This is a genomic window from Actinacidiphila sp. bgisy144 (assembly GCF_057708105.1).
In genome coordinates this window covers 1-24,408 of record NZ_JBYIRM010000018.1, presented here as the reverse complement: position 1 = coordinate 24,408, position 24,408 = coordinate 1, and the positions used below count along the sequence as shown (strand labels likewise).

Here is a 24,408-nt window from a genome sequence, read left to right as displayed (position 1 = left end):
CCGTTCACCCGCCCGGTACGGCGGGTGGACGGGCGCCGCCGTGTCCGTGCCCGGCCCCCCGAGCGCCGTCATACCGCCCTTTCCGCCTCCGGCGTCACCGAAGTGCCCTGATCCGTACACGAGTTGACGACCGGACCGGTGCCGGGGCGGGCCCCCTGGGTACCATCGGGCCGTTTGGACCTATCCGAGGGGGGTGCCCGACATCGACGGCCACGACGACGGACGCACATACGGCGACGGACCCGGCTACCGCGGCGGAAACGCCCACCACGGCGGCCAGTTGCGTCCGCTGGGCCCCCAGGACCCGCGCGAGCAGGCCGGCTACCGGCTCCTCGCCCGGATCGGCGAGGGCGGCATGGGCACCGTCTACCTCTCGCACACCCGCGGCGGCCAGCCGGTCGCGCTGAAGCTGATCCGCCGCGAGTACGCCCGCGACGAGGAGTTCCGGCGCCGCTTCCAGCAGGAGGTGCGGGCCGCCCGCCAGGTGCAGGGCTACCACGTGGTGCCGGTCGTCGACCACGACACCACCGGCGACCAGCCGTGGCTGGCCACCACCTTCGTCCCCGGGCTGCCCCTGGACGAGGCGCTGTCCCGGTACGGCGCGCTGCCGGTGCCCACCGTGCTCCAACTCGTCGGCTGCGCCGCGGAGGCGCTGCGCGCCGTGCACGCGGCCGGGATCATCCACCGCGACCTCAAGCCCAGCAATGTGCTGCTGGCCGCCGGCGGGCCATGGGTGATCGACTTCGGCATCGCCCGGGCCGCGGACTCCACGCAGCTCACCCGCAGCGGCGGGCTGATCGGCACCCCGCAGTACATGTCCCCCGAGCACGCGAACGGCCACGAACTCACCCCCGCCACCGACCTGTTCTCGCTCGGCCTGATCGCCGCCGTCGCCGCCACGGGCCGCCATCCGTACGGCGAGGCGGGCGCCATCACGCTCGCCACGAAGATCGCCAACACCTCCATACGACCGCCCGACCTGTCCGGCTACCCCGACGCGCTGCGGCCGGTGCTGACCCGCTGCCTCACCGCCGACCCCGCGGTGCGCCCCTCCCCCGCGGAACTGGCCGAGCTGTGCACGCGCGCCGCCGGCCGGTCGCTGCGGGACTTCGCCGGATGGCTGCCGCAGCCGATCGCGGCCGAGATCGTACGGCGGGAGGCCGCCGCGAAGCAGCCGCCCCAGCCCGAACCCGCCCCCGGGGCCGGTTCCATCGCTGGTTCCGGGTCCGGGTCCGGGCCCACGATGCCGGACCCGCCCGGGTTCGCGCCGGCCACCGGATACCCCGCGGGGCCGCCGCCCGGGCAGCACCCGAACGCGTTCGCCCCGCCCACCGGCGCACCCGCCGGGCCGCTCCCGACCGGTTACGGCCCACCGCCCCCCGAGAACGAGCCCCAGCCGATCCCCACACCCGGCGGCGGCACCCACAAGCTGCTGGTCGTCGGCGGCGGCGTGCTCGCCCTGGTCCTCGCGGTCACCCTCACCTACGCCATCACCCGCTCCACCAGCGGCGACGGCCACTCCGATGCCGGCCCCCAGCAGAGCACCCCGGCACCGGCCGCGGCCATCGGCGGCACGTCGACCGGCGGCACGCCCAGCACCCCCGGCACCGCCGCACCGACCGGCACGGACACCGCCACCGCCACCACCGGCGACGCGGCGGCCGACGGCAGCTACCAGGTGATCTTCAAGGACCGCTCACTGACCGTCCGCCCGCCCAACTCCATCGACCCCGGCCCGGACGTCGACCTCGACACCCCGCTGGTCGACCCGAAGGACAGCCTGCCCAGCAGCCAGGTCGAGCTGAGCTACAGCGACGACTACCTGACCTTCAACACGCCCACCGGCAAGTCCACCAGCGCCTCCCCCACCGACTGCCGGGAAGCCGCCGAGGCCAACCCGCTGCCGGGCCAGGTCGGCGGGCAGGACCTGGCCGGCGACGACCCGCTGATCAGGACCGGCGACCGGCTGTGCACCGTGACCAGCTCCGGGCACCTGGCGATGTGGCTGATCACCGGCACCACCCCGAGCGAGAACTACTACAAGACGCCCGTGTACACCGGCAAGCTCACCTTGTGGAAGATGCCGAGCCGGTGAGACCGCGGTCCTTCGGGGGCGGGGGCCCGCCGGTGCGGCGGGCGCCCGCTCCTTGCTCAGCACCGCTCTGTGCGGGTGGTGCTGGCGGTGCGAGTGGTGCGGGCGGTGCTCAGTGGTGGGTGCGCAGCAGCGTACGGAAGGTCCGCATCGCCACCGACAGGCTCGCCAGGTCGAACTCCTCGGAGCCCTGGATCTCCTCCAGCGTGGTCCTGGCCCGGTTGACCAGGCCGGAGTTGCGCTCCTCCCACGCCTTGTAACGCTCCTCCGGGGTGGCGCCGGCCTCGCCCGCGCTGAGCACGTCGGCGGTGAGCGCCGCGTGCGCCGCGAACAGGTCCTCGCGGATCGCGGCCCGCGCCATCGACTGCCAGCGGTCGTCCCGCGGCAACTGGATGATCCGGTTGAGCAGTTGGGTGATGCCCAACCGGTCGGCGAGGTCGAAGTAGATCTCGGCGACGTCCAGCGGCTCCTTGCCGGCCCGGCGCGCCACGTCCACGATGTCCAGCGCCGGGAACGCCGACGAGAACCCCGCGACCCGCGTCGCCAGCTCCTCCGGCACCCCGGCGGCCGTCAGCTCGTCGTGCAGCCCGGCGTACCACTCCCGGTCCGCCCCGCACAGCAGCTGCGGCAGCTTCGACCAGACCGCGGTGACGCCCTCCCCGAAGAACTCGATGGTCTCGGCGATCTGGAGCGGCTGCATCCGGTTGTTGAGCAGCCAGCGGGTGCCGCGCTCGACCAGCCGCCGCGAGTGCAGCCTGATCCGGGTCTGCACATCGGCCGCGACGGTGTTGTCCAGCGCCTCGACCGCGTCCCAGATCGCGTTGAGGTCGAAGATCGCCCGGGCCGCCGTGTGCGCCCGCACGATCTCCTCGGTGGTCGCGCCGATCTCCTCCCGGAACCGGTGCAGGAACGTGGTGCCGCCGGTGTTCACCGTGTCGTTGACCAGCACGGTGGTGACGATCTCGCGGTGCAGCGCGTGGTGGTCGATCTGCTGGGCGAACCGCTCCCGCAGGGCCGCCGGGAAGTACGCGTGCAGCAGGGACCGCAGATACGGGTCGTCGGGCAGATCGGTGTGGATCAGCTCGTCGGCCACCGTGATCTTCGCGTAGGCGAGGATGACGGCCATCTCCGGCTGGGTCAGGCCGGTGCCGGCCGCCGACCGCTCGCGGATCTGCCGGTCGGTGGGCAGGAACTCCAGCGCCCGGTCCAGCCGGCCCTCCCGTGCCAGGCGCCGCATGAACCGCTGGTGCGCGTGGAGCAGGCTGCTGGTCTGCGCCATGCTGTTGGCCAGCGCGACGTTCTGTGCGTAGTTGTTGCGCAGCACCAGGTTGCCGACGTCATGGGTCATCTCGGCGAGCAGCGCGTTGCGCTGCTTGACCGTCATGTCGCCGTCGGCGACGGTGCGGTTGAGCAGCACCTTGATGTTGACCTCGTGGTCGGAGGCGTCCACGCCCGCGCTGTTGTCGATCGCGTCGGTGTTGATCCGGCCGCCGCTGCCGTCGGGGCCGCCGGACCGGGCGAACTCGATCCGGCCGAGCTGGGTGAAGCCCAGGTTGCCGCCCTCGCCGACGACCTTCACGCGCAGGTCGGCGCCGTCGATCCGGATCGCGTCGTTGGCCTTGTCGCCGACGTCCGCCTGCGTCTCGGTGGACGCCTTGACGTACGTGCCGATGCCGCCGTTCCACAGCAGGTCGACCGGGGCCTTCAGGATCGCCTTCATCAGCTCGGCCGGGGTGAGCTTCGCCGCCGAGGACGCGATGCCGAGCGCGGCGCGGACGGCCGCGCTGACCGGGATCGCCTTGGCGGTGCGCGGGTAGATGCCGCCGCCGGGCGAGATCAGCGAGGAGTCGTAGTCGGCCCAGGAGGAGCGCGGCAGTTCGAACATCCGGCGCCGCTCGGCGTAGGAGGTCGCCGCGTCCGGGTTCGGGTCGAGGAAGATGTGGCGGTGGTCGAAGGCGGCCACCAGCCGGATGTGCTCCGACAGCAGCATGCCGTTGCCGAAGACGTCACCGGACATGTCGCCGATGCCGACGACGGTGAAGTCCTCTTCCTGCGTGTTGTGGCCGGTCTCCCGGAAGTGCCGCTTCACCGACTCCCAGGCGCCGGAGGAGGTGATGGCCATCTTCTTGTGGTCGTAGCCGACCGAGCCGCCCGACGCGAAGGCGTCGCCGAGCCAGAACCCGTACGAGACGGCGACCTCGTTGGCGATGTCGGAGAAGGACGCGGTGCCCTTGTCCGCCGCCACCACCAGGTAGGTGTCGTCCTCGTCGTGCCGGACCACGTCCTGCGGCGGGACCACCTCGCCGCCGACCAGGTTGTCGGTGATGTCGAGCAGCCCGGAGATGAACGTCCGGTACGAGGCGATGCCCTCGGCCATCCACGCGTCGCGGTCGGCGGCCGGGTCCGGCAGCCGCTTGCCGACGAAACCGCCCTTCGCGCCCACCGGCACGATCACCGTGTTCTTCACCATCTGGGCCTTGACCAGGCCCAGCACCTCGGTGCGGAAGTCCTCACGGCGGTCGGACCAGCGCAGCCCGCCGCGTGCGACCTTCCCGAACCGCAGGTGCACGCCCTCCACCCGGGGGCTGTAGACCCAGATCTCGAACGCCGGGCGGGGCGCGGGCAGGTCGGGCACCGCCTGCGGGTCGAACTTGATCGACAGGTAGGGGTGCGGCTTGCCGTCCGAGCCGCGCTGGAAGTAGTTGGTGCGCAGCGTGGCCTTGATCAGGGTGAGGAAGGAGCGCAGGATGCGGTCCTCGTCGAGGCTGGCGACCTGGTCGAGGGCGCCCTCCAGCTCCTCCAGGATGCCGTCGGTCAGCTCCCGGCCGGCCTTCTGGTGGTCGGGCGACAGCCGGGCCTGGAAGAGGTTGACCAGCAGCCGGGTGGTGTGGACGTTCGTGCGGAGGGTGTCCTCCATGTAGTCCTGGCTGAAGGTCGAACCGGCCTGCCGCAGGTACTTCGCGTAGGCGCGCAGCACCATCGCCTGCCGCCAGTCCAGCCCGGCGCGCAGCACCAGCGAGTTGAAGCCGTCGTTCTCGGCCCGGTCGGTCCAGGTCGCGGCGAACGCCTCCTGGAACCGCTCGCGCGCGTCGTCCCCGAGGTCGCCGAGCGCGGGGTCCAGGCGCAGCCCGAAGTCGTAGACCCAGGCCCGGGAGTTGTCGGCGCGGCGCAGCTCGTAGGGGCGCTCGTCGACGACCTCGACGCCGAGCCGCTGGAGCACCGGGAGCACCGCGGACAGCGAAACCGGGGCGCCGGTGCGGTAGATCTTGAAGCGGCGCTCCTCGGGGGCGGCGGAGACCGGTTCGTACAGCGAGAGGGTGAAGTCGTCCTCGGTCAGGCTCTCGATGTGCTGGAGGTCCGCGACGGCGGCCCGCGGCGCGAAGTCCGCCCGGTAGCCGTCGGGGAAGGCGTCGGCGTAGCGCCGGGCGAGTTCGGCGGCGCGTTCCTCGCCGCACTCGGCGTTGAGCGCCTCGGCGAAGCCGTCGGCCCAGGAGCGGGCGGCCGCGGCGAGCCGGTTCTCGATCCGCTCGGCGTCGGACTCGTCGAGTTCGGGGAGCCGGTTGCCGGGGTCGACGCGGATCACGAAGTGCAGCCGGGAGAGCACCGACTCGGTGTTCCATGCGGTGAAGTCGACGCTGCGGCCGCCCAGTTCCTCCTGGAGGATGTGGGTCAGGCGCAGCCGCACCGCGGTGGTGTAGCGGTCGCGGGGCAGGTAGACCAGCGCGGAGTAGTACCGGCCGTACTCGTCCTGCCGCAGGTAGAGGCGGAGCTTGCGGCGCTCCTGGAGGTACAGCACGCTGGTGACGGTGGAGCGCAGCTCCTCGACGCCGGTCTGGAACAGCTCGTCGCGCGGGTAGGTCTCCAGGATCTGGAGCAGGTCGCGGCCGTCGTGGCTGCCGGCCTGGTAGCCGGAGCTCTCCAGGACCTCCTGGACCTTGCGGCGGACCACCGGCACCCGGCGGACCGACTCGGTGTAGGCACTGGAGGAGAACAGCCCGAGGAAGCGCCGCTCGCCGATCACATTGCCCTCGGCGTCGAACTTCTTGACCCCGATGTAGTCCAGGTACGACGGGCGGTGCACCGTGGAGCGGCTGTTGGCCTTGGTGAGGACCAGCAGCCGGTGCTCGCGGGCCTTCTTGCGGGCGTCGGCGGGCAGTCGGCTGAAGGACGGCGAGGCCGGGTGGCCCGGGTGCCCGGGGTGGGTGCCGTCGTCGTGCGGGTGCTGCGGGTCGGAGCGCAGGATGCCCAGGCCCGTGCCGGGCACGGCGACGAGCACGTCCTCACCGGTGCCCTCGGCGCCGTCACCGGTGTCGGTGGTGAGTTCGTACTCGCGGTAACCGAGGAAGGTGAAGTGGTCGTCGGCGAGCCAGCGCATCAGCTCCCACGCCTCGCTGGACTCCTGCTCCGGCAGCGGCGGCGGGGCGGCGGCCAGTTCGTCGGCGATGGTCAGCGCCGCCTGCCGCATCTTCGTCCAGTCCTCGACGGACTCGCGCACGTCGGACAGCACGCGGCGCAGATCGGCGGTGATCTCCTTGATGTCGTCCCGATCGGTCTCCCGGTCGATCTCGACGTGGATCCAGGACTCCACCAGGACGTCGTGCGGCAGCGGTTCGCCCTCGGTCTGCGGGGCGTACCCGAGGACCTCGATGAGCTTGCCCGCGACGTCGCGCCGGACGTGGAACTGCGGGTGGACGACCACGTGGATGGCCCGGTTCGCCTGGGTCAGCGCGTTGGTGACCGAGTCCACCAGGAACGGCATGTCGTCGGTGACGACCTCGACCACGGTGTGGCTGCACTGCCAGCCGTTCTGCTCCACCGTGGGGGTGTGCACCCGGAGGTTGGCGGTGCCCTGCGGGCGGTTCTCCGCGAGGCGGTGGTGCGACACCGCGGCGCCGTAGACGTCGACCGGGTCGCGGTCGATCAGGTCCTCCGGCGCGCTGTGCAGGTAGTAGCGCTGGAGGAACGCGGTCAGCGCCTGCGCGTCGAGACCCTGGCCGGGCGGTCCTCCGGCCGAGCTGCTCTCACCTGCCAGAGCCGCCCGTTCGAGAAGCGCCGCCTTTGCCTCGTCCAGCTTGGTCTGCATGTCCTCTGACTCCTGTCGCGCGCCATTGCGTGACGTCGGTTGGTGGCACGACGTACCGCGACGCGGGGTTTCCGCTACGGGACGACGCTATGCCGGAAAGGTGGCTCGTCGTGCCCGTCAGCACGACATGCCCCCGGAGCACGGATCAACAGTGATCACGCCCGCCAGGCTATCGTCCCGGCCGGGGTGGCTGTCATGCGCCGTCTTCGTACAAATGCACCGCTCACCTTTGGCCCGATTGGACAGAAACCGGGTTCCCGCCCAGGTCAGCCCGTTATTCGCTCGGCGTGGGCGACGGCCTCGGCGAGGCTGTCGACCACCGGGACCCCGGCCGTCTCCAGGCTCGCACGACTGTGTGAACCGCCGGTGTACAGCACGGCGAACGCACCCACATGGGCGGCGGCCGCCGCGTCGTCCAGAGCGTCGCCGATGACCACCACGGGGCGGCCGTCGAGGCCGTCGAGCGCGGCCAGGTGCCGGGCCATCTGGGCCGACTTGCCGTCACTCAACGCTCCGCTGCGGCCGTCGATCCGCTGGAAGCGCTCGGCGATGCCGTGCGCGGTGACGAACGGCAGCAGCTGCCGGGTGGTGGCGAGCGAGCACAGCGACTGGGTCAGGCCCGAGGTGTGGCGGGCCGCGAGCAGTTCGGCCGCCCCTTCGGCGAGGCTGCACTGCTCGGCCAGCCGCAGGTAGTGCCGGTCGAAGTTCGCGTCCATCACGGCCCACTCCTCCGCGGACGGCTGCCGGCCCAGCAGCCGTTCGTAGAAGCGCGGCACGGGAACGCAGTACAGCTCGCGGTACCGCTCGGCGGTGACCAGGGGCAGGCCGAGTTCGGCGAACGAGGCGTTGGTCGCCCCGACCACCGCTTCGATGTCGTTGAAGAGGGTTCCGTTCCAGTCCCATACGAGGTGCGCGTTCACAGCACGAACGTTACTCGCGCAGGGCGACAGCCCGTTTCCGGCCTGTGGACAACTTCCGCACGGGGTCAGCCGATCAGGTGGGGAATCTCCTGTGTCGCATACCACAGCAGCTCGTGATCCTCGGCACCGTCGACGGTGAACTGTGCGTCCTGGTCCCCGGCGTCCACCGCGCCCACCGCGTCGGCCGCGGCCCGCACGTCGGATTCGGCGTCGTCGGCGTCCACATGCACCGCCGCGGCCTCGGCGAGCCGCACCACCCCGGTCAGCCGCACCTCGCCGAGCGAGGCCGGGTCCAGACCGCGGTCGGGGTCGTGGCGCACCGCGCCATCGGCCACGTCCACCGCCACGACCACGCGCCGGCGCGGTAGTTCGGGCCGCGCGGCCAGCAGCCGCAGGGAACTCTGGGCGGCACGGGTCAGCGCCGCGTACTCCAGTTCCTCGATGTCGTCGGAGACGTACCACTCGCGCAGGCCCGGCGTGACCGCGAAGGCGTCCAGCGGCGCCGGGCCCAGCTCGCCCGCCTTGTACGCCTCGGCGAGCCCGGCGAGGGTGGTGGGAATGTAGACGCGCATGGCGTGAAGCATACGGCCGCCACCACCTTCACAGGTGAATCCGGCCCGACCGCCGGATTCACCCCGGACGGCCGCCCGGCTGCTTGCCCGCGACCGGCCCCGCCCCCTACAACCGGCCCCATCGACACCGCAAACGATCTTTGGGGAACCACCATGCGCAGCACACCCTCGAACCGCCCCGGCGCCCGCGGCACCGCCCGCCCGAAACACGCCCGCCCCGCCGCCACCCGCCAGGACGCCCGCGCGACACCGCACGCCGCTCCCCACCCGGTCGCACCACGCCCCGCGCCACCGCACCCGGGCCGCCGGCCCGCCGCGGGCACCGCACCCCCGCGCCGTACCGACCCGCGCCGCCCCGCCACCCGGCCCAGGTACGTACCCCGCGCCCTGCCACCGCACCTGTGGTTCGCCGGACGGCTGCTCGACGTCCTCACCGGCCGCCGCCCGCTGACCTCCCTGGCGGGCCGGGTCAGGGACGAGGCCTACCAGCGGCTGTGGATGCTGCACGCCGAACGCGCGGACTGGCGGCGGCGGGTCCACGGCCGCACCCCGTACGTGTGCCGCTGCCGGGTCTTCGCGACCGCGAACGGCGCGCTGGAGGTGACCGCGGTGGTCGCCCTGGACGACGACGTGATCCGGGCGATCGCCTTCCGCCTCGAGCCCGGCACCGCCGACTCCGGCCCCGGCTACGGCCGCGCCCGCTGGCGCTGCACCGACGTGGCCGCGCGCTGACCGGCACGGCCGCGCCGCAAGGGCCTCACCCGGCGAACGGCTCGGGGCCGGACCGCTGCTGCCGGTCCGGCCCCGAGCCGGTACTGCCCTGACGCCGCCCGCGGCGGCCCCACCGCCTACTTCTTGCGGCGGCGACCGCCCTTGGCGGCCTTGCGGCGCTCCGCGCGGGTGCTGGCCGCCTCCTCGTCACCGGACGAGCCGGCGGAGCCACCGGAGACCGCGGCCTCCTCGAACTCGCCCTCCACGACGCCGCCCTCACCGTCGACCGACGGCGCGGAGAAGTGCAGCCGGTCGGCCCGCTTGGGCGCCTCCAGGCCCTTGGCGCGGATCTCGGGCTGCTTGACCAGCGACGGCGGCGCGTCCTGCACCTCGTCCGCCACCGGCACCTCCTCGACCTGCTGCTCCACCTGGACCTCCAGGTTGAACAGGTAGCCGACGGACTCCTCCTTGATGCCGTCCATCATCGCGGTGAACATGTCGAAGCCCTCGCGCTGGTACTCCACCAGCGGGTCGCGCTGCGCCATGGCGCGCAGCCCGATGCCCTCCTGGAGGTAGTCCATCTCGTAGAGGTGCTCACGCCACTTGCGGTCCAGCACCGACAGCACCACGCGCCGCTCCAGCTCGCGCATGATGTCCTCGGTGAGCTGCTTCTCCCGCTCGGTGTACTGCTCGTGGATGTCGTCCTTGACGGACTCGGCGATGAACTCGGCGGTGATGCCCGCACGGTCGCCGGCCGCCTCCTCCAGCTCGTCCACGGTGACCTTCACCGGGTAGAGCTGCTTGAAGGCGCCCCACAGCCGGTCCAGGTCCCAGTCCTCGGCGAAGCCCTCGCGCGTCTCGGCGTCGATGTACGCGTCGATGGTGTCGTCCATGAAGTGCTGGACCTGTTCCTGCAGGTCCTCGCCCTCCAGGACGCGGCGGCGCTCGCCGTAGATCACCTCGCGCTGGCGGTTGAGCACCTCGTCGTACTTCAGGACGTTCTTGCGGATCTCGAAGTTCTGCTGCTCGACCTGCGACTGGGCGGACGCGATGGCCCGGGTGACCATCTTGTTCTCGATCGGCACGTCGTCGGGCACGTTGGCCATCGACATCACGCGCTCGACCATCTGCGCCTTGAACAGCCGCATCAGGTCGTCGCCGAGCGACAGGTAGAACCGGGACTCGCCCGGGTCGCCCTGACGGCCGGAGCGCCCGCGCAGCTGGTTGTCGATACGGCGCGACTCATGCCGCTCGGTGCCCAGCACATAGAGCCCGCCGAGGTCCTTGACCTCCTCGAACTCGGCCTTGACCGCCTCCTCGGCGCGCTCCAGCGCCTCCGGCAGGGCCGCGGCCCACTCCTCGACGTGCTCGACCGGGTCCAGGCCACGCTGGCGCAGCTCCGCCTCGGCCAGGTCGTCGGGGTTGCCGCCGAGCTTGATGTCGGTGCCGCGGCCGGCCATGTTGGTGGCCACGGTGACCGCGCCCTTGCGCCCGGCCTGGGCGACGATCGTCGCCTCCCGGTCGTGCTGCTTGGCGTTGAGCACCTCGTGCGGGATGCCGCGCTTGGACAGTTGCGCGGACAGGTACTCGGACTTCTCGACGGAGACGGTGCCGACCAGCACCGGCTGGCCCTTCTCGTGCTTCTCGACGATGTCCTCCACGACGGCGGCGAACTTCGCCTCCTCCGTGCGGTAGATCAGGTCCGGCTTGTCGTCGCGCTGCACCGGGCGGTGGGTCGGGATCGGCACGACGCCCAGCTTGTAGATCTGGTGGAACTCGGCGGCCTCGGTCATCGCCGTACCGGTCATGCCGCTCAGCTTGTCGTACAGGCGGAAGAAGTTCTGGAGGGTGATCGTGGCGAGCGTCTGGTTCTCGTCCTTGATGTCCACCCCTTCCTTCGCCTCGATCGCCTGGTGCATGCCCTCGTTGTAGCGGCGGCCGGCGAGGATACGGCCGGTGTGCTCGTCGACGATCATGACCTCGCCGTCGATGACGACGTAGTCCTTGTCGTTCTTGTATAGCTCCTTGGCCTTGATGGCGTTGTTCAGGTAGCCGACGAGGGGGGTGTTCACCGACTCGTAGAGGTTGTCGATGCCCAGCCAGTCCTCGACCTTGCCGACCCCGGACTCGTGGATGGCGACGGTGCGCTTCTTCTCGTCCACGTCGTAGTCGCCGGTCTCCTCCTTGCCGAGGCTGCCGGCCTCGCCGCGGTTGAGCCTGCGCACCAGCCGGGCGAAGTCGCTGTACCACTTCGTGGCCTGGTCGGCCGGGCCGGAGATGATCAGCGGGGTACGGGCCTCGTCCACCAGGATCGAGTCGACCTCGTCGACGATCGCGAAGTTGTGGCCGCGCTGGACCAGTTCCTCCTTCGACCAGGCCATGTTGTCGCGCAGGTAGTCGAAGCCGAACTCGTTGTTGGTGCCGTAGGTGATGTCGCAGCTGTACTGCTCGCGGCGCTCCGCCGGCGTCATGTTCGCCAGGATGCAGCCCACGTTCAGGCCGAGGAACTTGTGCACCCGGCCCATCCACTCCGAGTCGCGCTCGGCCAGGTAGTCGTTGACCGTGATCAGGTGGACGCCCTTGCCGGAGATCGCGTTGAGGTACGCGGGCAGGGTGCCGACCAGGGTCTTGCCCTCACCGGTGCGCATCTCGGCGACGTAACCGAGGTGCAGGGCCGCGCCGCCCATGATCTGCACGTCGTAGTGGCGCTGGCCGAGTACGCGCTTGGCCGCCTCCCGCACCGCGGCGAACGCCTCGGGCATCAGATCGTCCAGCGACTCCCCGTCCTCGTGGCGCTGCTTGAATTCGTCGGTCAGTGCCCGCAACTCGGCGTCGGTGAGCTCGACGAAGTCCTCTTCGATGGAATTGACCTGGTCCGCGATGCGGTGCAGCTTGCGCAGGATCTTGCCTTCACCTGCACGCATGATCTTGCTGATGACGGACACGTAGGCTGACTCCTTGCCGGTCGGGCCGGGCGCGAATTCCCGCGCGGGGCACAGCGCGGGTCCTGGTCTGCCTGGCCCTGCTGCAACGGCCATCGTAAGCGAGGACACCAGCGGGCCGGGAGGCCCGGCGGCGGCAAAACGGTTTTCCCCCGGTCCCGGGCGTCCGCGATACTCGGCCGCAGTCCTCCCGCCGCCCGATATGCGGCCGTACGCGGTGCCCGGCCCCGCGCCGGAAAGCCCGCAGGAAAGGTGCGCACGCCCGTATGGAAACACCTGTTCTCACCACAAAGCGGCTCGTGCTGCGCGCACTGGAGCCCCGTGACGGCGACGCCCTGTACGCCGCCTGTCAGGACCCTGAGATCTCCCGGTGGACAACCGTTCCCGCTCCGTATCCGCGCGGGCACGCCGACCACTTCATCGACGTGGTGTGCGCGGACGGCTGGCGCGACGACACCATGTACAACTTCGGCGTCTTCACACGGGACGACGGCACCCTGGTCAGCTCGATGGGCCTGGTACGCCTCCAGCGCCTGGCCGCCCCGCAGCGCACGGCCGAACTGGGCTACTGGACGGCCCGGGACCAGCGCGGCAAGGGCTACACCGTGGAGGCGGCACGGGCGGTGTGCTCCTGGGCGTTCGAGGCCCTGGGCGTCGAACGCGTGGAGTGGTTCGCCGAGGCCGGCAACGAGGCGTCCCGCGCGGTCGCGCTGAAGCTGGGCTTCGTGATGGAGGGCACCGTACGGGCCATGGTCGTCCGCGACGGCACCCGGCGCGACGCCTGGAGCGGCTCGCTGCTCCCCTCGGACTGGTCCCTCCCCTCCCAGGCGCAGTACCTGCCGTACGGCGGCTGACGGCGGCGGCTGACAGCAGGTGGCGACAGTGCGGCGGCGCGGCGGAACGAAGTCGCCGGAACGAGTGAACCCGCCGGCCACGGCCGACTGTCAGTGCCCGGTTCTACGCTGGCCGTCATGACTCTCCTGCCGTCGCCCGAGTACACGCTGTCCGCCGACGAAGCCCGCAGGATCGCCCTTCGGGCGCAGGGCTTCCTGGGTGCGCCGGACCGGCGGGCGGGCACCCGGGGCGTGCTGCGGTCGCTCGGCGCGGTCCAGCTCGACACCATCTCGGTGCTCGCCCGGTCGCACGAGCTGATCCCGTACGCCCGCCTGGGCGCGGTCGGCCGCGACACGGTGGAGGCGGCGTACTGGTCCGACGGCCACGCCTTCGAGTACTGGTCGCACGCCGCCTGCATCCTGCCGATCGAGGAGTGGCCGCACTTCGCCTTCCGGCGGCGCGCCCGCCGGGCCCGCGGCCACCGCTGGCACGTCCTGGAGGACGCCGAGCGCTCCTGCGCGGCCGTGCTGGACCGGCTGAAGGTCGACGGCCCACTGACCTCCACCGACCTGGGCGGCGCGAAGAACGGCGGCCCGTGGTGGGACTGGTCCGAGACGAAGATCGCCGTGGAGTGGCTGCTCGACACCGGCGAGGTGGTCTGCACGCAGCGCCGCGGCTGGAAGCGCGTCTACGACCTGGCCGAGCGCGCCGTCCCGGACACCCTGCTGCACGACGACCTCGACGACACCGAGTGCGTACGGCGCCTGGTCGCGCAGGCGGGCGCCGCCATGGGGGTCGCCACCCGGGCGGACCTGGCCGACTACCACCGCCTCAAGGGCGAGCAGGTCGCGGCGGTGCTGGACGCCACCGGGCTGATCCCGGTCGAGGTCGAGGGCTGGGGCAAGCCAGCCTGGGCCGACCCGGCCGCGCTCGCCACCGCGCCGCGCGGCCGGCACCGCACCACGCTGCTGTCGCCCTTCGACTCCCTGATCTGGGACCGCCCCCGCACCGAGCGGATCTTCGGCTTCACCCACCGCCTGGAGGCGTACACCCCGAAGCCGAAGCGGGTCCACGGCTACTTCGCGATGCCCCTGCTGGCCGGCGGACGGCTGGTGGGCCGGGTCGACCCCGCGCGGGAAGGCAGGACCCTGGTCGCCCGGCAGATCACCCTCGACGGCCCCAAGGCCGTCCAGCCCGCGGCCGACGCCCTCACCGAGGCCGCCGGCTGGGTCGGCTGCACCCAGGTCCGGGCCGAACGCGTCCTGCCCGAGTCGCTGCGTGCGCCCCTGACCGCCGCCCTCGCCCACACCACCGGCTGAGGGCCGGGGCGGGGCCGGGAACTAGCGGATCTCCAGGATCTTCTCCCGCATCGCGTAGACCACGGCCTCCATGCGGGAGTGGAGCTGGAGCTTCTCCAGGATGTTGCGGACGTGGTTCTTCACCGTGTTCTCGCTGATAAACAGTTCCTTGGCGATGTCTCGGTTGTTCAAGCCGGTGGCCACCAGCTTGAGCACCTCCAGCTCGCGGTCGGTGAGCTTGGGCGCCGGCACCAAGCGCTTCTCGTCCGTCCGCTGGATCATCGACTTGAACTCGGTCAGCAACTTCGACGCCATCGACGGGCTGATCTGCGACTGGCCGTCGGCGACCGCCCTGATCGCGGTCGCCACCTCGTCGGTGGAGATCTCCTTGAGCAGGTAGCCCGTCGCGCCGGCCTTGATCGCCTCGTAGAGGTCGGCTTCCTCATCGCTTATCGTCAACATGATGATCTTGGCGCTGGGCGCGACTTCCTTGATCGAGGTGCACGCCTCGATCCCCCCGCGCCGCGGCATCCTGACGTCCATCAGCACGATGTCCGGCAGCAGGTCGGCGGCCTTTTCCACGGCCTCGGCGCCGTCCCCGGCCTCCCCGATGACCTGGATGTCCTCCTCCTGCGCGAGCACGATCTCCAGGCCCCGCCGGAACAGCGCGTGGTCGTCGACGACGAGAACCCGAATCGGCTCCGCACGCGGCGGACCGGACTGTTCCCCGTACAGCACCGGGCGCCCTTCACCGGGCGCCCCGTGCTCGAAGTCCGGCATCAATTCCTCCCCCTCAGACCAGAGTTGACCACTGGTCCAGCATTTCACGTCCTGGCGCGCCGACGCCCCCGGCGCGAAGCCGGGGGCATGCGGCGCTCCTTTTCCCACGGACCCCAACGGGTCCGGCCGAAAGCTCAGGCGCCGTGGTTGAGCGCGTCACCGGCGCCCGCCGGCGATCCGGCCCCCGACTCGTCCGTGTTGAGGTGGATCACGCCGTAGTCATAGCCCTGCCGCCGGTAGACCACGCTCGGCTGCTTGGACTCGCTGTCGACGAACAGATAGAAGTCGTGCCCGACCAACTCCATCTCGTAGAGCGCCTGGTCCAGGGCCATGGGCGCCGCGGCGTGGGTCTTCTCCCGGACCACGAGCGGACCCTCGCCGTGGACCTCCAGCGACGCGACCATGGTGGTGGTCGCCGCACCGTCGGCCTCCTGGTCGGCCACGAGCGTGCCGTCCCCGTTGATCCGAGCGGCGCCCGGCACCGTGTCACCCACTTCGGCGGCCGGAATGCGGCCGTTGCCCCGGCGGGTGTGCCGCTTGCTGGCGGCCTTCCGCAGCCGCGCCTCCAGCTTCGTCACCGCCACGTCCAGCGCGGCGTACGGGTCCGCTGCCGCTGCCTCCGCGCGCACCACGGGCCCGCGGGTGTTCAGCGTGATCTCCACCCGGTCGCTGTGCTCCGCCTGGCGGGGGTTGAGCTCCTTGGACACCTCGACGTCGAGGCTGATCACCTTGCCGTCGAGCTTCTGGATCTTGTCCAGTTTCTCGGCCACGTGCTTCCGGAACCTCTCGGGCACCTCGGTCTTGCGGCCTTTGACGACGATGTCCACGCAGAACTCCGTTCCGGACCGCCCCCGTGACCAGGGGCAATCCCTCTCCCTGAGGCCGGCGCGGGTGCCAGTCCCGGCCGGCGCTGCGTTAGCTGCCGCTTCGCCGTCCGGGCAGTTCCGGATACCGCGAAGCTGCGGCTTTCACCTCCTCCTGCCCCACCGGGAAGATCAACACCCCCGGTGTTCGCTTCCTTCTCCCCCGAACATAGTCCCGGAGTGCGCTCCTCGGCATCCTCAGCACGGCCATACCTCCGTTCGGGTGAATATCAAGGGCAACCACCTGCGCCGATACGTAAATCAGTCGTTCGGAGAATCGTGCGGTCCGGCAACCACGGCGGCACCCACGACCCGGCCGCCGGCCGCGGCCAGCGCCCCCGCGGCCACCGCGAGTGACGCGCCGGTCGTCATGAGGTCGTCGACCAGCACCACGGGAGCCGCGGCCAGCAGCGGCACGGCACTTCCCACGGCCGCTATCGCGCCCGACAGGTTCGCCAACCTCCCGTCCGCACCCAGTTCGGCCTGGTCGGCCACCGGCCTCCGCTGCCGGAGCACGGCAGCCGCCCGAGCCGGCACGCCCCGCCGCCGCAGCTCCCGGGCCGCCGCGCGGGCGATCCGGGCCGTGGCGTCGTGTCCCCGCTGGGCGACCGCGCGGCGGGCCGAAGGCACAGGCACCACAAGCAGCAGCGGCAGGGGCCGTGGCGCCGACCACGGTGCCGCCGGTACCAGTGGCCCGGCGGCGTCCCGCAGGGCGGTACGGGGCGCCTCCAGGCCGCTGGCGGCCGGTCGCGGGCCGGAGCGGGACCCGTGACCGGAGCCGGCTGCCGATGGAACCCGTCCGGGCGGATTCCAGCGGTGGCCGACCGCGTGCGGGGCGGCGGTGCCGGGCAGGGCGCCGGTGGCAGCGGTCGCCCGGACGACCGCTCCCGCCAGCGCCGCACCCAGCGGCCGAGCGAGGCCCAGGGCGCCCCGCTCCTTGTGCGCGAGGACGACGGCCCGCACCTCGTCCCCGTACCTGCCGGCCGCGTAGACCGGCGGCAGCCCTGGTGGTTCGGGTGACGGACGCACGCGCTGTGCCGTGGCCGCTCCGCCCAGCAACCCCTGGCACCGCCCGCACAGCTCCGTCCGCGGACTCCCGCAGCCCGCGCAGTCCACCGGGAGGACCAACCCGGCGATCTCCCTCCACCAGCCCCGCATGACTCAACTCTGCGCCCTGCGGCACGCCCGCGGCCAGTCACTCGTTCGTGGCTGTGGACAACTGATCGCGCAGGTCAGCCGGGGTAGACGGGGTCGCTGCCCTTCGGTGAGACCTGCTTCCAGTTCGCATCCGTCGGCAGCTCGTAGACCCTGCCGTTGTACGAGGCCAGCAGCGGCGACGCGGCGTTCTCCGAGGACGCGACGGACGTGGCCTCGCTGACGCCCTGGAGCGCGGACCCGGCCGAGCCGTCCGAGCTGATGTACTCGATCTGCTGGGCACCGCCCGGCTCGGTGTCGAGCACCACGAGCTTGCTGGCACCCGCCCACGACACGGATGTCATGTTCTCCCCCGACGGCGTCAGGGGCCGCAGGCTGTTCACCGCGAACTGCGGGTGCTGCGTGGTGCCCTCACGGACGATCCGGCCGAGCATCAGGCGGGTCTGGCTGCCCTGCTGCACCACCAGGGCGATCCGCACCCCGTCCGAGGCCACCCGGAGCGACTGAATACGCCCGTCGAGATCGGGCACGGGCACCTCGATCGGTGTGCCGGTGCCATGGGGCAGCACCAGCAGCTTCGGCGAGTCGGGGTCGCGGTCGGCCACCCACAGGTCGTCGAACCCGTCCCAACTCGGCGCGCTCAGCCCATCCTTGACGTTGCTGGTCACCACCGCCTTGCCGAAGGCCTGCCCGGTGACCAGCGAACCGACCACCAGATCGCGGCCCTCGGAGCGCACCCCCGCGGCCACCTCCTGGTCACGGCGTACCGCCACCGAGTCCAGATACGCCTTGCTGGAGCCGAACGGCCCCGGCACCGGAGTCGCCTTCGGGGTGCTGCCCTTGCCGTCGTCGGTCAACTCCAGCAGCCGGTGCTGACTGTCCGCCTCGATGAAGTACGGCCGCGGGCTGGAACCGACCAGGTTCTCCGGGCCATAGCCGAGCGCCTCACTGCTGTGCAGCACACACGCGGTGGACCCGTCCGCGTGGTCCACCTCGGCCGACGCCAACTGGGCGGACGCCTGCGCCTGGACGGTCGCGAACAGCTGCGCGGCCAGTTGCGTGCAGCGCTGCCCGTGCAGTTTGTCGGCGGCGCTGCCCAGCCGGACCTGGAGCCGCTGCGAGTCGTCCACCGAGACCCCGTGATCAGGTCCCTTGTCCTCCAGCCGCGTCCCGGCCGGCGTCGCCGTCGTCACCACATGGGACAGCCAGTCGGTGGGCCCGCCCAGCAGCGCCGAGACGGTCGACACCAGCGGGTCGTTCTGGATGCGTAGATACACCGGGTCGGCCACCAGCGTCGCGTTGCTGCTCCCACCCGCCGGGTGCTCGTCCGGTCCGAGCCGCGCGAAGTAGTACATGTTCACGGAGTGGTATATCCGCTGGAAGTCCAGGTCGGACAGGACCAGGCCGTTCGCGAGGCCGTCGATCCGCCACTGGTTGTCCTCCTTCACCAGGTGGAACGACGTGCTGAACGTGCCGTGGTCCGGCTCGTAGGCGTGCTTGGCGTCCACCACCGCCGACTTCGTCGCCGACAGCGTGACCGTGGTGTAGCCCTCCTTGCGGCCGGTGCCGCCCACCTCGCGCGGGGCAAGCTCGCCGGAGAACACCGTGATCCCGGTGTCCGGCTTCCAGCGCTTCTTCTCCTGCTTCGACAGGTAGCTCTTGGCGGTGACGAAGTCCGACTCGCTGCTGGTGGTCGCCTCCAGGAAGCCGTTGACGATGTCGGACGCGCTCTCACCCGGGCTCGGCCCGATGCCGAAGACCCGCACCTGCGAGTCCGAGTCCGCGCGCTGGCCCTCGCTGACCTTGCGCACCTCGCCGCTGCTGGGCATCGAGGCGCAGCCGGCCAGCAGCAGCACGGCGAACAACGGCAGCAGCGCGTGCCGCACCAGCCGAAGGCGGCCGCCCCCCTTCGCACCCATCAGATGTCGTCCTCCCGCGTGTTGTCCCTACGCTCCACCACCCGTGCCCCACTGCCCGGGAGCGCCGCCGGGTCCGCCGTCGGCGGCCGGGACGGCGCCTTCGGCACCAGCGGCATGGACGGCAGCTGCGGCCCGCGCGCACCGGCCTGGCGCAGCGCCGCGTCGCCGGAGGCAGCGCCGGGCGCTCCGGTCCGGGGCACCGGCACCCCGGGCCTGGCCGACAGCCCCGCGGAGTTCAGCCCGCGGTTGCGGCGCGAGTCGTCCGGTTCCAAGGGGATCGGCGAACCGCGCAGGCTGTCCCCCGCGGTGCGCGGAAGCGTCATACGGAACTGCGAACCGCCACCCGGCTCGCCCCACGCCTGGAGCCAGCCGCCGTGCAGCCGGGCGTCCTCCACCGCGATGGACAGGCCCAGCCCGGTGCCGCCGGTGGTACGCGCACGCGCCGGATCGGCCCGCCAGAAGCGGTTGAAGACCCGGGTCGCCTCACCCGGCTTCAGGCCCACGCCGTAGTCCCGCACCGCCACCGCGACGGCACCGTCGGCCGTCGCCAACCGCACCACCACGTCATGGCCCTCGCCGTGCTCGATCGCGTTGACCACCAGGTTGCGCAGCACACGCTCCACCCGGCGGGCGTCGGCCTCCGCTATCACCGGCTGCGTGTCACCCCGGACGATCACCCGGGTGCCCTTGCGCTCGGCCAGCGGCTCGGCCGCGTCGACGACCTGGCGCACCACGTCCCGCAGGTCTATCGGCTCGGCGGCGAGATCCGCGGCCCCGGCGTCGAACCTGCTGATCTCCAGCAGGTCCGACAGCAGCGACTCGAAGCGGTCCAACTGGTTCTGCAGCAACTCGGCGGAGCGGGCCGTGACCGGGTCGAAGTCCGTCCGCGCGTCGTGGATCACGTCGGCGGCCATCCGCACCGTCGTCAGCGGCGTCCGCAGCTCGTGCGACACGTCGGAGACGAAGCGGCGCTGCATCCGCGACAGCTCCTCCAACTGCTGGATCTTGACCTGGAGGTTCTGCGCCATCTTGTTGAAGGACTCGCCGAGCCGGGCGATGTCGTCCTCCCCCGTGACCTGCATCCGCTCCTGGAGCCGCCCGGCCGCCAACCGCTCGGCGATCCCGGCCGCCATCCGCACCGGCGTGACCACCTGCCGCGTCACCAGCCAGGCGATCGCACCGAGCAGCACCACGACGAATATGCCCGCGGTCGCCAGCGTCCCCTTGACCAGCCCGAGGGTCTTCTCCTCCTGGTCGAAGGGGAACAGGTAATACAGCTGGTAGGTGCTTCCGTTGATGTCCGTCAGCCGCTTGCCGACGGCGAGCGCCGGACGCGGCTTGTGACCGTCGTCGGTCTTGACCATCGTGTACTGCTTGAGCGCGCCGGGATGACTCTGCACCGCGTCGCTCAACGACTTCGGAATGCTCTCCTCCGGCAGGATGCTGCCGGAACCGCGCGGCCCGCGCACACTGCCGGGGCTGCCCCCGGCGAAGGGCGGGTCGTCGCCCCGCCCGGGACTGAGCGCGACGATCCAGTACACGCCCTTGCCGCCGCTGGCGAACTGCTCGACCAGGCTGTTCAGCCACGTCCCCGAATCGACGCGCCCCTGGGTGGAGCCCGAACCGGACGACTGCTGGGTCTGGCTGCCCTTGTCCGCCATGTCCTGCGCGATGGAGAAGCCACCGGTCGCCTGATTGGTGGCCGCCTTCTCCTTCGCGTCCAGCAGGCCGTTCTGCACCTGCCCGATGACCACGAAGCCGAGCAGCAGCACCACGCCCACCGACATCAGCAACGTGAAAGCGACCACGCGCAGCTGAAGATTGCGCCGCCACAGCCGGACCGCCGGCTGCACCGGGCGCCGCGCCCAGCGCACGAACGACCGGATCACCGGCAGCAGCCCCTGCATGGGGTCTGCCAGCCGGCTCTCCAGACGCTCACGCTCATACGACGCCCACATGTCAGCCAGGTCCCGCCTTGTAGCCGACACCGCGGACGGTCACGACGATCTCCGGGCGCTCGGGGTCCTGCTCCACCTTCGACCGCAGCCGCTGCACGTGCACATTCACCAGACGCGTGTCAGCGGCGTGGCGGTAGCCCCAGACCTGCTCCAGCAGCACCTCACGCGTGAAGACCTGCCACGGCTTGCGGGCCAACGCGACCAGCAGATCGAACTCCAACGGCGTCAGCGCGATCGGCTGGCCGCCGCGCTTCACCGAGTGTCCGGCGACATCGATCAGCAGGTCGCCGATCGCAAGCTGCTCAGGAGTCGGCTCCTCGGCACGGCGCAACCGCGCCCGCACCCGCGCCACCAGCTCCTTGGGCTTGAACGGCTTGATCACGTAGTCGTCCGCCCCGGACTCCAGGCCGACCACCACATCCACCGTGTCGCTCTTCGCGGTGAGCATCACGATCGGCACGCCGGACTCCGCGCGGATCTGCCGGCACACATCAATGCCGTCCCTGCCGGGCAGCATCAGATCCAGGAGCACCAGATCCGGCTTGGCCTCCCGGAAAGCAGCGAGAGCCTTGTCGCCGTCAGCGCAGAACGACGGCTCGAAACCCTCTCCGCGCAGCACGATGCCAAGCATCTCTGACAGCGCGGTGTCGTCATCGACGACCAGGACTCGTCCCTTCATACCGACCATCATCCCATTTGCATATCGATACCGGTGACCTTTGGTGATCGAGGTCACGCTACGCAACCATTCTCCACGGTTGCGCGCAGTTGCGCTGTCCCCCTGTGACAGCCTGTGGACAACTTGCGCCACGGCTGTGCGGCGACCCTACCGGCAGACGGCCGCCAGCGTCTCGGCCGTCACCGGCGAGACCACTCCGTTCTCCGTCACGATCGCCGTGATCAGCTCCGGCGGTGTCACGTCGAACGCCGGGTTGTACGCCTGGGTACCCAGCGGGGAGGGCGCGAGGTCGGTCACTTCCGCGCCGGACCGCTGCTCGACCTCGATCGACGCGCCGTCCGGCGTCTCCAGGTCGATCGTCGTCGTCGGCGCCACCACGATGAACGGCACATGGTGGTAGCGCGCCAGCACCGACAGCGGATAGGTACCCACCTTGTTCGCTGTCGCCCCGTCCGCCGCGATCCGGTCCGCGCCCACCAGCACCGCGTCGACCTCGCCGGCGGTGAAGAGCGAACCCGCCGCATTGTCGGTGAGCAGGGTGTACGGCGCCCCGGCCCGCGCCGCCTCGTAGGCGGTCAACCGCGCACCCTGGAGCAGCGGCCGCGTCTCGTCGACCCACAGCCGCCGCAGCTCGCCGGCCCGGTGCGCGGCCAGCACCACACCGAGCGCGGTGCCCTGCCCACCCGACACCAAAGCGCCCGTGTTGCAGTGGGTCAGCACCCGGTACCCCCCGCCGGGCAGCAACTCCGCCAGCAGCTGCATGCCGTGCCCTGCCATGGCGGCGCTCGCCTCCGCGTCCTCCGCGTGCAGCGCCCGCGCCTCGGCCAGGGCGGCAGCCGCCGCATGCGCCGGGTCGGCCCTCCGGTACGCCGCGAGCGCCCGCCGCACTCCATACCCCAGATTGACCGCGGTCGGACGTGCCTGCGCGAGCAGTTCGGCCGCGTCCTCCACGTCATAGCCGCGCGCGGCCGCCAACGCGACACCGTACGCGCCCGCCAAGCCCAGCACAGGCGCTCCGCGCACAGCGAGGGAACGGATCGCGGCCACCAGCCCCTGCACGTCCGTGCAGGCCAACTCCACTTCCTCCTGCGGGAGTCGGGTCTGGTCGAGGAGTATCAGCACCGGTCCCTCAGGCGGCTCCTCCCACCGCAACGCCGGAATAAAGCCGTTCTCAGGTCGCGTGATGTGATCACCCATGTCGCTCAGTGTGCCCTGTCAGATCGCGCCCACGTCAGCCCATGGCACGATGGCAGTTTGAACCAGCCGAGCAACACGAAGAGGTGCAGCCCCCGATGACCAACTCTCCGGGCCCCACGACGCCCGGACCCTCCGACTCCCCCGAGCCGGACGGCGGCACCCCTCCCGACCCCGCCCCGTCTCCCGGCTGGTCCACGCAACAGCCGCCGGCCGACACCTCCGGATGGGCCCGCTGGACGCCACCGCAAGGAGAGCGCGCTCCGCGGGCCCCGTCTCAGGGCGGACCGCGCTGGGGCGCACCCCCCGCACCCAACGGAACACAGCAGCCTCCCAACGGGTGGCAGCAGCAAGGTCCTTGGAACCGTCCGGCCGCACCCCAGCCCGGTGTCATCCCGCTGCGGCCCCTCGACATCGGCGAGATCATCGGCGGGTCCGTCACAACGCTCCGGCGCCACTGGCGAGCCATCCTCGGCATCACCCTGACCGTCGCGGTCATCACCCAGGCCATCGCCGTCGTGGTCCAGGGCCTCTTCACCGACGACACCAGCCTCAAGAAGCTCGAGGATAGCGACAACCCGAGCGCGCACGACATCCTGCACGCCTTGCGGGACGCCTATGCCGGCCTCGGGCTCACCGTGGTCGTCGCCGCGCTCGGTGTACTCACCGCAACGGCCATGCTGGCTCTGGTCACCAGCCGCGCGGTCCTGGGCCGCCCGGTGACGGTCGGCGAGGCATGGCGGGAGGCCCGGGCACGGGCCGGACGGCTCGTGGGTCTGTCGCTCCTGCTCGTCCTCCTCTATATCGCGGTGCTGGCCGTCGGCATCCTGCCGGGCATTCTCGTCGCCGCGGCCGGCGCTTCGGACGGCGGCGCCGCCCTCGCCGTCCTCGGCGCCTGCGCCAGCTTGGTGGTGCTGGTCTGGCTCTGGATTCTGCTGATCCTCTCCCCGACAGCCCTCATGCTGGAGAACCAGAGCGTCGTGGGCGCGATCAAGCGGTCCGCGAAACTCGTCAGGGGCGCCTGGTGGCGCGTCCTCGGGATCGAGCTGCTGACGGTTCTGATCACCTACATCGCTTCGGCCATTATCGATCTGCCGTTCACAGCGCTGTCCTCTTCCGCCACGAACGAGTCCTTCTCGTCCTTCTACAACTCCGGCAGCACGCCGGGGTGGACTTTCCTCATCGTCAACGGCATCGGCGCTGTCATCGGCTCCACGCTCACCCTGCCGATCAGCTCCGGCACGGTGACGCTGCTCTATATCGACCAGCGCATCCGCCGTGAGTCGCTGGACATCGAACTGGCACAGGCTGCGGAGAAGTGAGCGTGCCCAGCCGCAAGGCTGGGCACCTCCGAAGGCCAACACAAAAAGCCTCGGCCCCCGGTCGAAACCGGGGGCCGAGGCTGAAT

The 24,408-nt window shown here is 71.3% G+C and carries 16 protein-coding genes; 5 read left to right on the top strand and 11 right to left on the bottom strand.

Features of this window, described 5'->3' with window-relative positions:
- The first annotated feature begins 193 nt into the window (after positions 1-193).
- Positions 194-2,095, top strand: a complete 1,902-nt coding sequence (locus AC3EVP_RS21080) for a serine/threonine-protein kinase (protein WP_435131775.1) — start codon at positions 194-196, stop codon at positions 2,093-2,095.
- A gap of 109 nt (positions 2,096-2,204) precedes the next feature.
- Here the strand turns inward: AC3EVP_RS21080 and AC3EVP_RS21075 are convergent, their stop codons facing one another.
- The 3 genes from AC3EVP_RS21075 to AC3EVP_RS21065 form a co-directional block, all read right to left on the bottom strand.
- Positions 2,205-7,175: an NAD-glutamate dehydrogenase gene (locus AC3EVP_RS21075; protein ID WP_435131773.1), complete on the bottom strand. Its 4,971-nt coding sequence runs from the start codon at positions 7,173-7,175 to the stop codon at positions 2,205-2,207.
- Positions 7,176-7,441: 266 nt separating this feature from the next.
- Complete coding sequence (locus tag AC3EVP_RS21070) at positions 7,442-8,095, bottom strand: HAD family hydrolase (RefSeq protein ID WP_335977654.1); 654 nt, start codon at positions 8,093-8,095, stop codon at positions 7,442-7,444.
- 65 nt (positions 8,096-8,160) lie between these two features.
- Positions 8,161-8,667, bottom strand: a complete 507-nt coding sequence (locus AC3EVP_RS21065) for a DUF6912 family protein (RefSeq protein ID WP_435131771.1) — start codon at positions 8,665-8,667, stop codon at positions 8,161-8,163.
- 153 nt (positions 8,668-8,820) lie between these two features.
- On the opposite strand from AC3EVP_RS21065, the gene AC3EVP_RS21060 reads away from it, so the two are divergent.
- The gene (locus tag AC3EVP_RS21060; RefSeq protein ID WP_435131769.1) at positions 8,821-9,399 is read left to right on the top strand and encodes an Rv3235 family protein; all 579 of its coding nucleotides are present in this window, start codon (positions 8,821-8,823) and stop codon (positions 9,397-9,399) included.
- A gap of 116 nt (positions 9,400-9,515) precedes the next feature.
- Here the strand turns inward: AC3EVP_RS21060 and secA are convergent, their stop codons facing one another.
- Positions 9,516-12,323 carry a preprotein translocase subunit SecA gene (secA, locus tag AC3EVP_RS21055; protein WP_335977644.1) on the bottom strand — a complete coding sequence of 936 codons (2,808 nt, stop codon included), beginning with the start codon at positions 12,321-12,323 and terminating at the stop codon, positions 9,516-9,518.
- Between the two features lie 263 nt (positions 12,324-12,586).
- Here secA and AC3EVP_RS21050 point away from each other — a divergent pair, with 263 nt between their 5' ends.
- A complete protein-coding gene (locus tag AC3EVP_RS21050; protein WP_335977643.1) occupies positions 12,587-13,174 on the top strand; it encodes a GNAT family N-acetyltransferase in 588 nt (195 codons plus the stop codon).
- A gap of 117 nt (positions 13,175-13,291) precedes the next feature.
- Entirely contained in the window at positions 13,292-14,473 is a 1,182-nt protein-coding gene (locus AC3EVP_RS21045) for a winged helix-turn-helix domain-containing protein (RefSeq protein ID WP_435131766.1), read from the top strand.
- 21 nt (positions 14,474-14,494) lie between these two features.
- On the opposite strand, the gene AC3EVP_RS21040 is transcribed toward AC3EVP_RS21045, so the two are convergent.
- The 7 genes from AC3EVP_RS21040 to mtnA all read right to left on the bottom strand — a co-directional run bounded on the left by AC3EVP_RS21040 (position 14,495) and on the right by mtnA (position 23,003).
- A complete protein-coding gene (locus tag AC3EVP_RS21040; protein ID WP_335977637.1) occupies positions 14,495-15,232 on the bottom strand; it encodes a response regulator in 738 nt (245 codons plus the stop codon).
- Positions 15,233-15,366: 134 nt separating this feature from the next.
- Positions 15,367-16,059: a ribosome hibernation-promoting factor, HPF/YfiA family gene (gene hpf / locus AC3EVP_RS21035; protein ID WP_335977635.1), complete on the bottom strand. Its 693-nt coding sequence runs from the start codon at positions 16,057-16,059 to the stop codon at positions 15,367-15,369.
- Between the two features lie 297 nt (positions 16,060-16,356).
- Entirely contained in the window at positions 16,357-17,124 is a 768-nt protein-coding gene (locus AC3EVP_RS21030; protein ID WP_435131764.1) for a phosphoribosyltransferase family protein, read from the bottom strand.
- A 203-nt stretch (positions 17,125-17,327) separates the two neighbouring features.
- Positions 17,328-19,169 (bottom strand): LpqB family beta-propeller domain-containing protein, encoded by a 1,842-nt coding sequence (locus AC3EVP_RS21025; RefSeq protein ID WP_435131763.1) that lies wholly within the window; start codon positions 19,167-19,169, stop codon positions 17,328-17,330.
- Positions 19,169-21,127: an MtrAB system histidine kinase MtrB gene (mtrB, locus tag AC3EVP_RS21020; protein ID WP_435131761.1), complete on the bottom strand. Its 1,959-nt coding sequence runs from the start codon at positions 21,125-21,127 to the stop codon at positions 19,169-19,171. The genes AC3EVP_RS21025 and mtrB overlap by 1 nt, the downstream gene beginning before the upstream one ends.
- A 1-nt stretch (position 21,128) precedes the next feature.
- On the bottom strand, positions 21,129-21,818 hold the full coding sequence (gene mtrA / locus AC3EVP_RS21015) for an MtrAB system response regulator MtrA (protein ID WP_202233941.1): 690 nt from the start codon (positions 21,816-21,818) through the stop codon (positions 21,129-21,131).
- Positions 21,819-21,953: 135 nt separating this feature from the next.
- Positions 21,954-23,003 carry an S-methyl-5-thioribose-1-phosphate isomerase gene (gene mtnA / locus AC3EVP_RS21010; protein ID WP_335977623.1) on the bottom strand — a complete coding sequence of 350 codons (1,050 nt, stop codon included), beginning with the start codon at positions 23,001-23,003 and terminating at the stop codon, positions 21,954-21,956.
- A 95-nt stretch (positions 23,004-23,098) separates the two neighbouring features.
- Here mtnA and AC3EVP_RS21005 point away from each other — a divergent pair, with 95 nt between their 5' ends.
- On the top strand, positions 23,099-24,322 hold the full coding sequence (locus AC3EVP_RS21005; RefSeq protein WP_435131760.1) for a DUF7847 domain-containing protein: 1,224 nt from the start codon (positions 23,099-23,101) through the stop codon (positions 24,320-24,322).
- Positions 24,323-24,408: the final 86 nt, after the last annotated feature.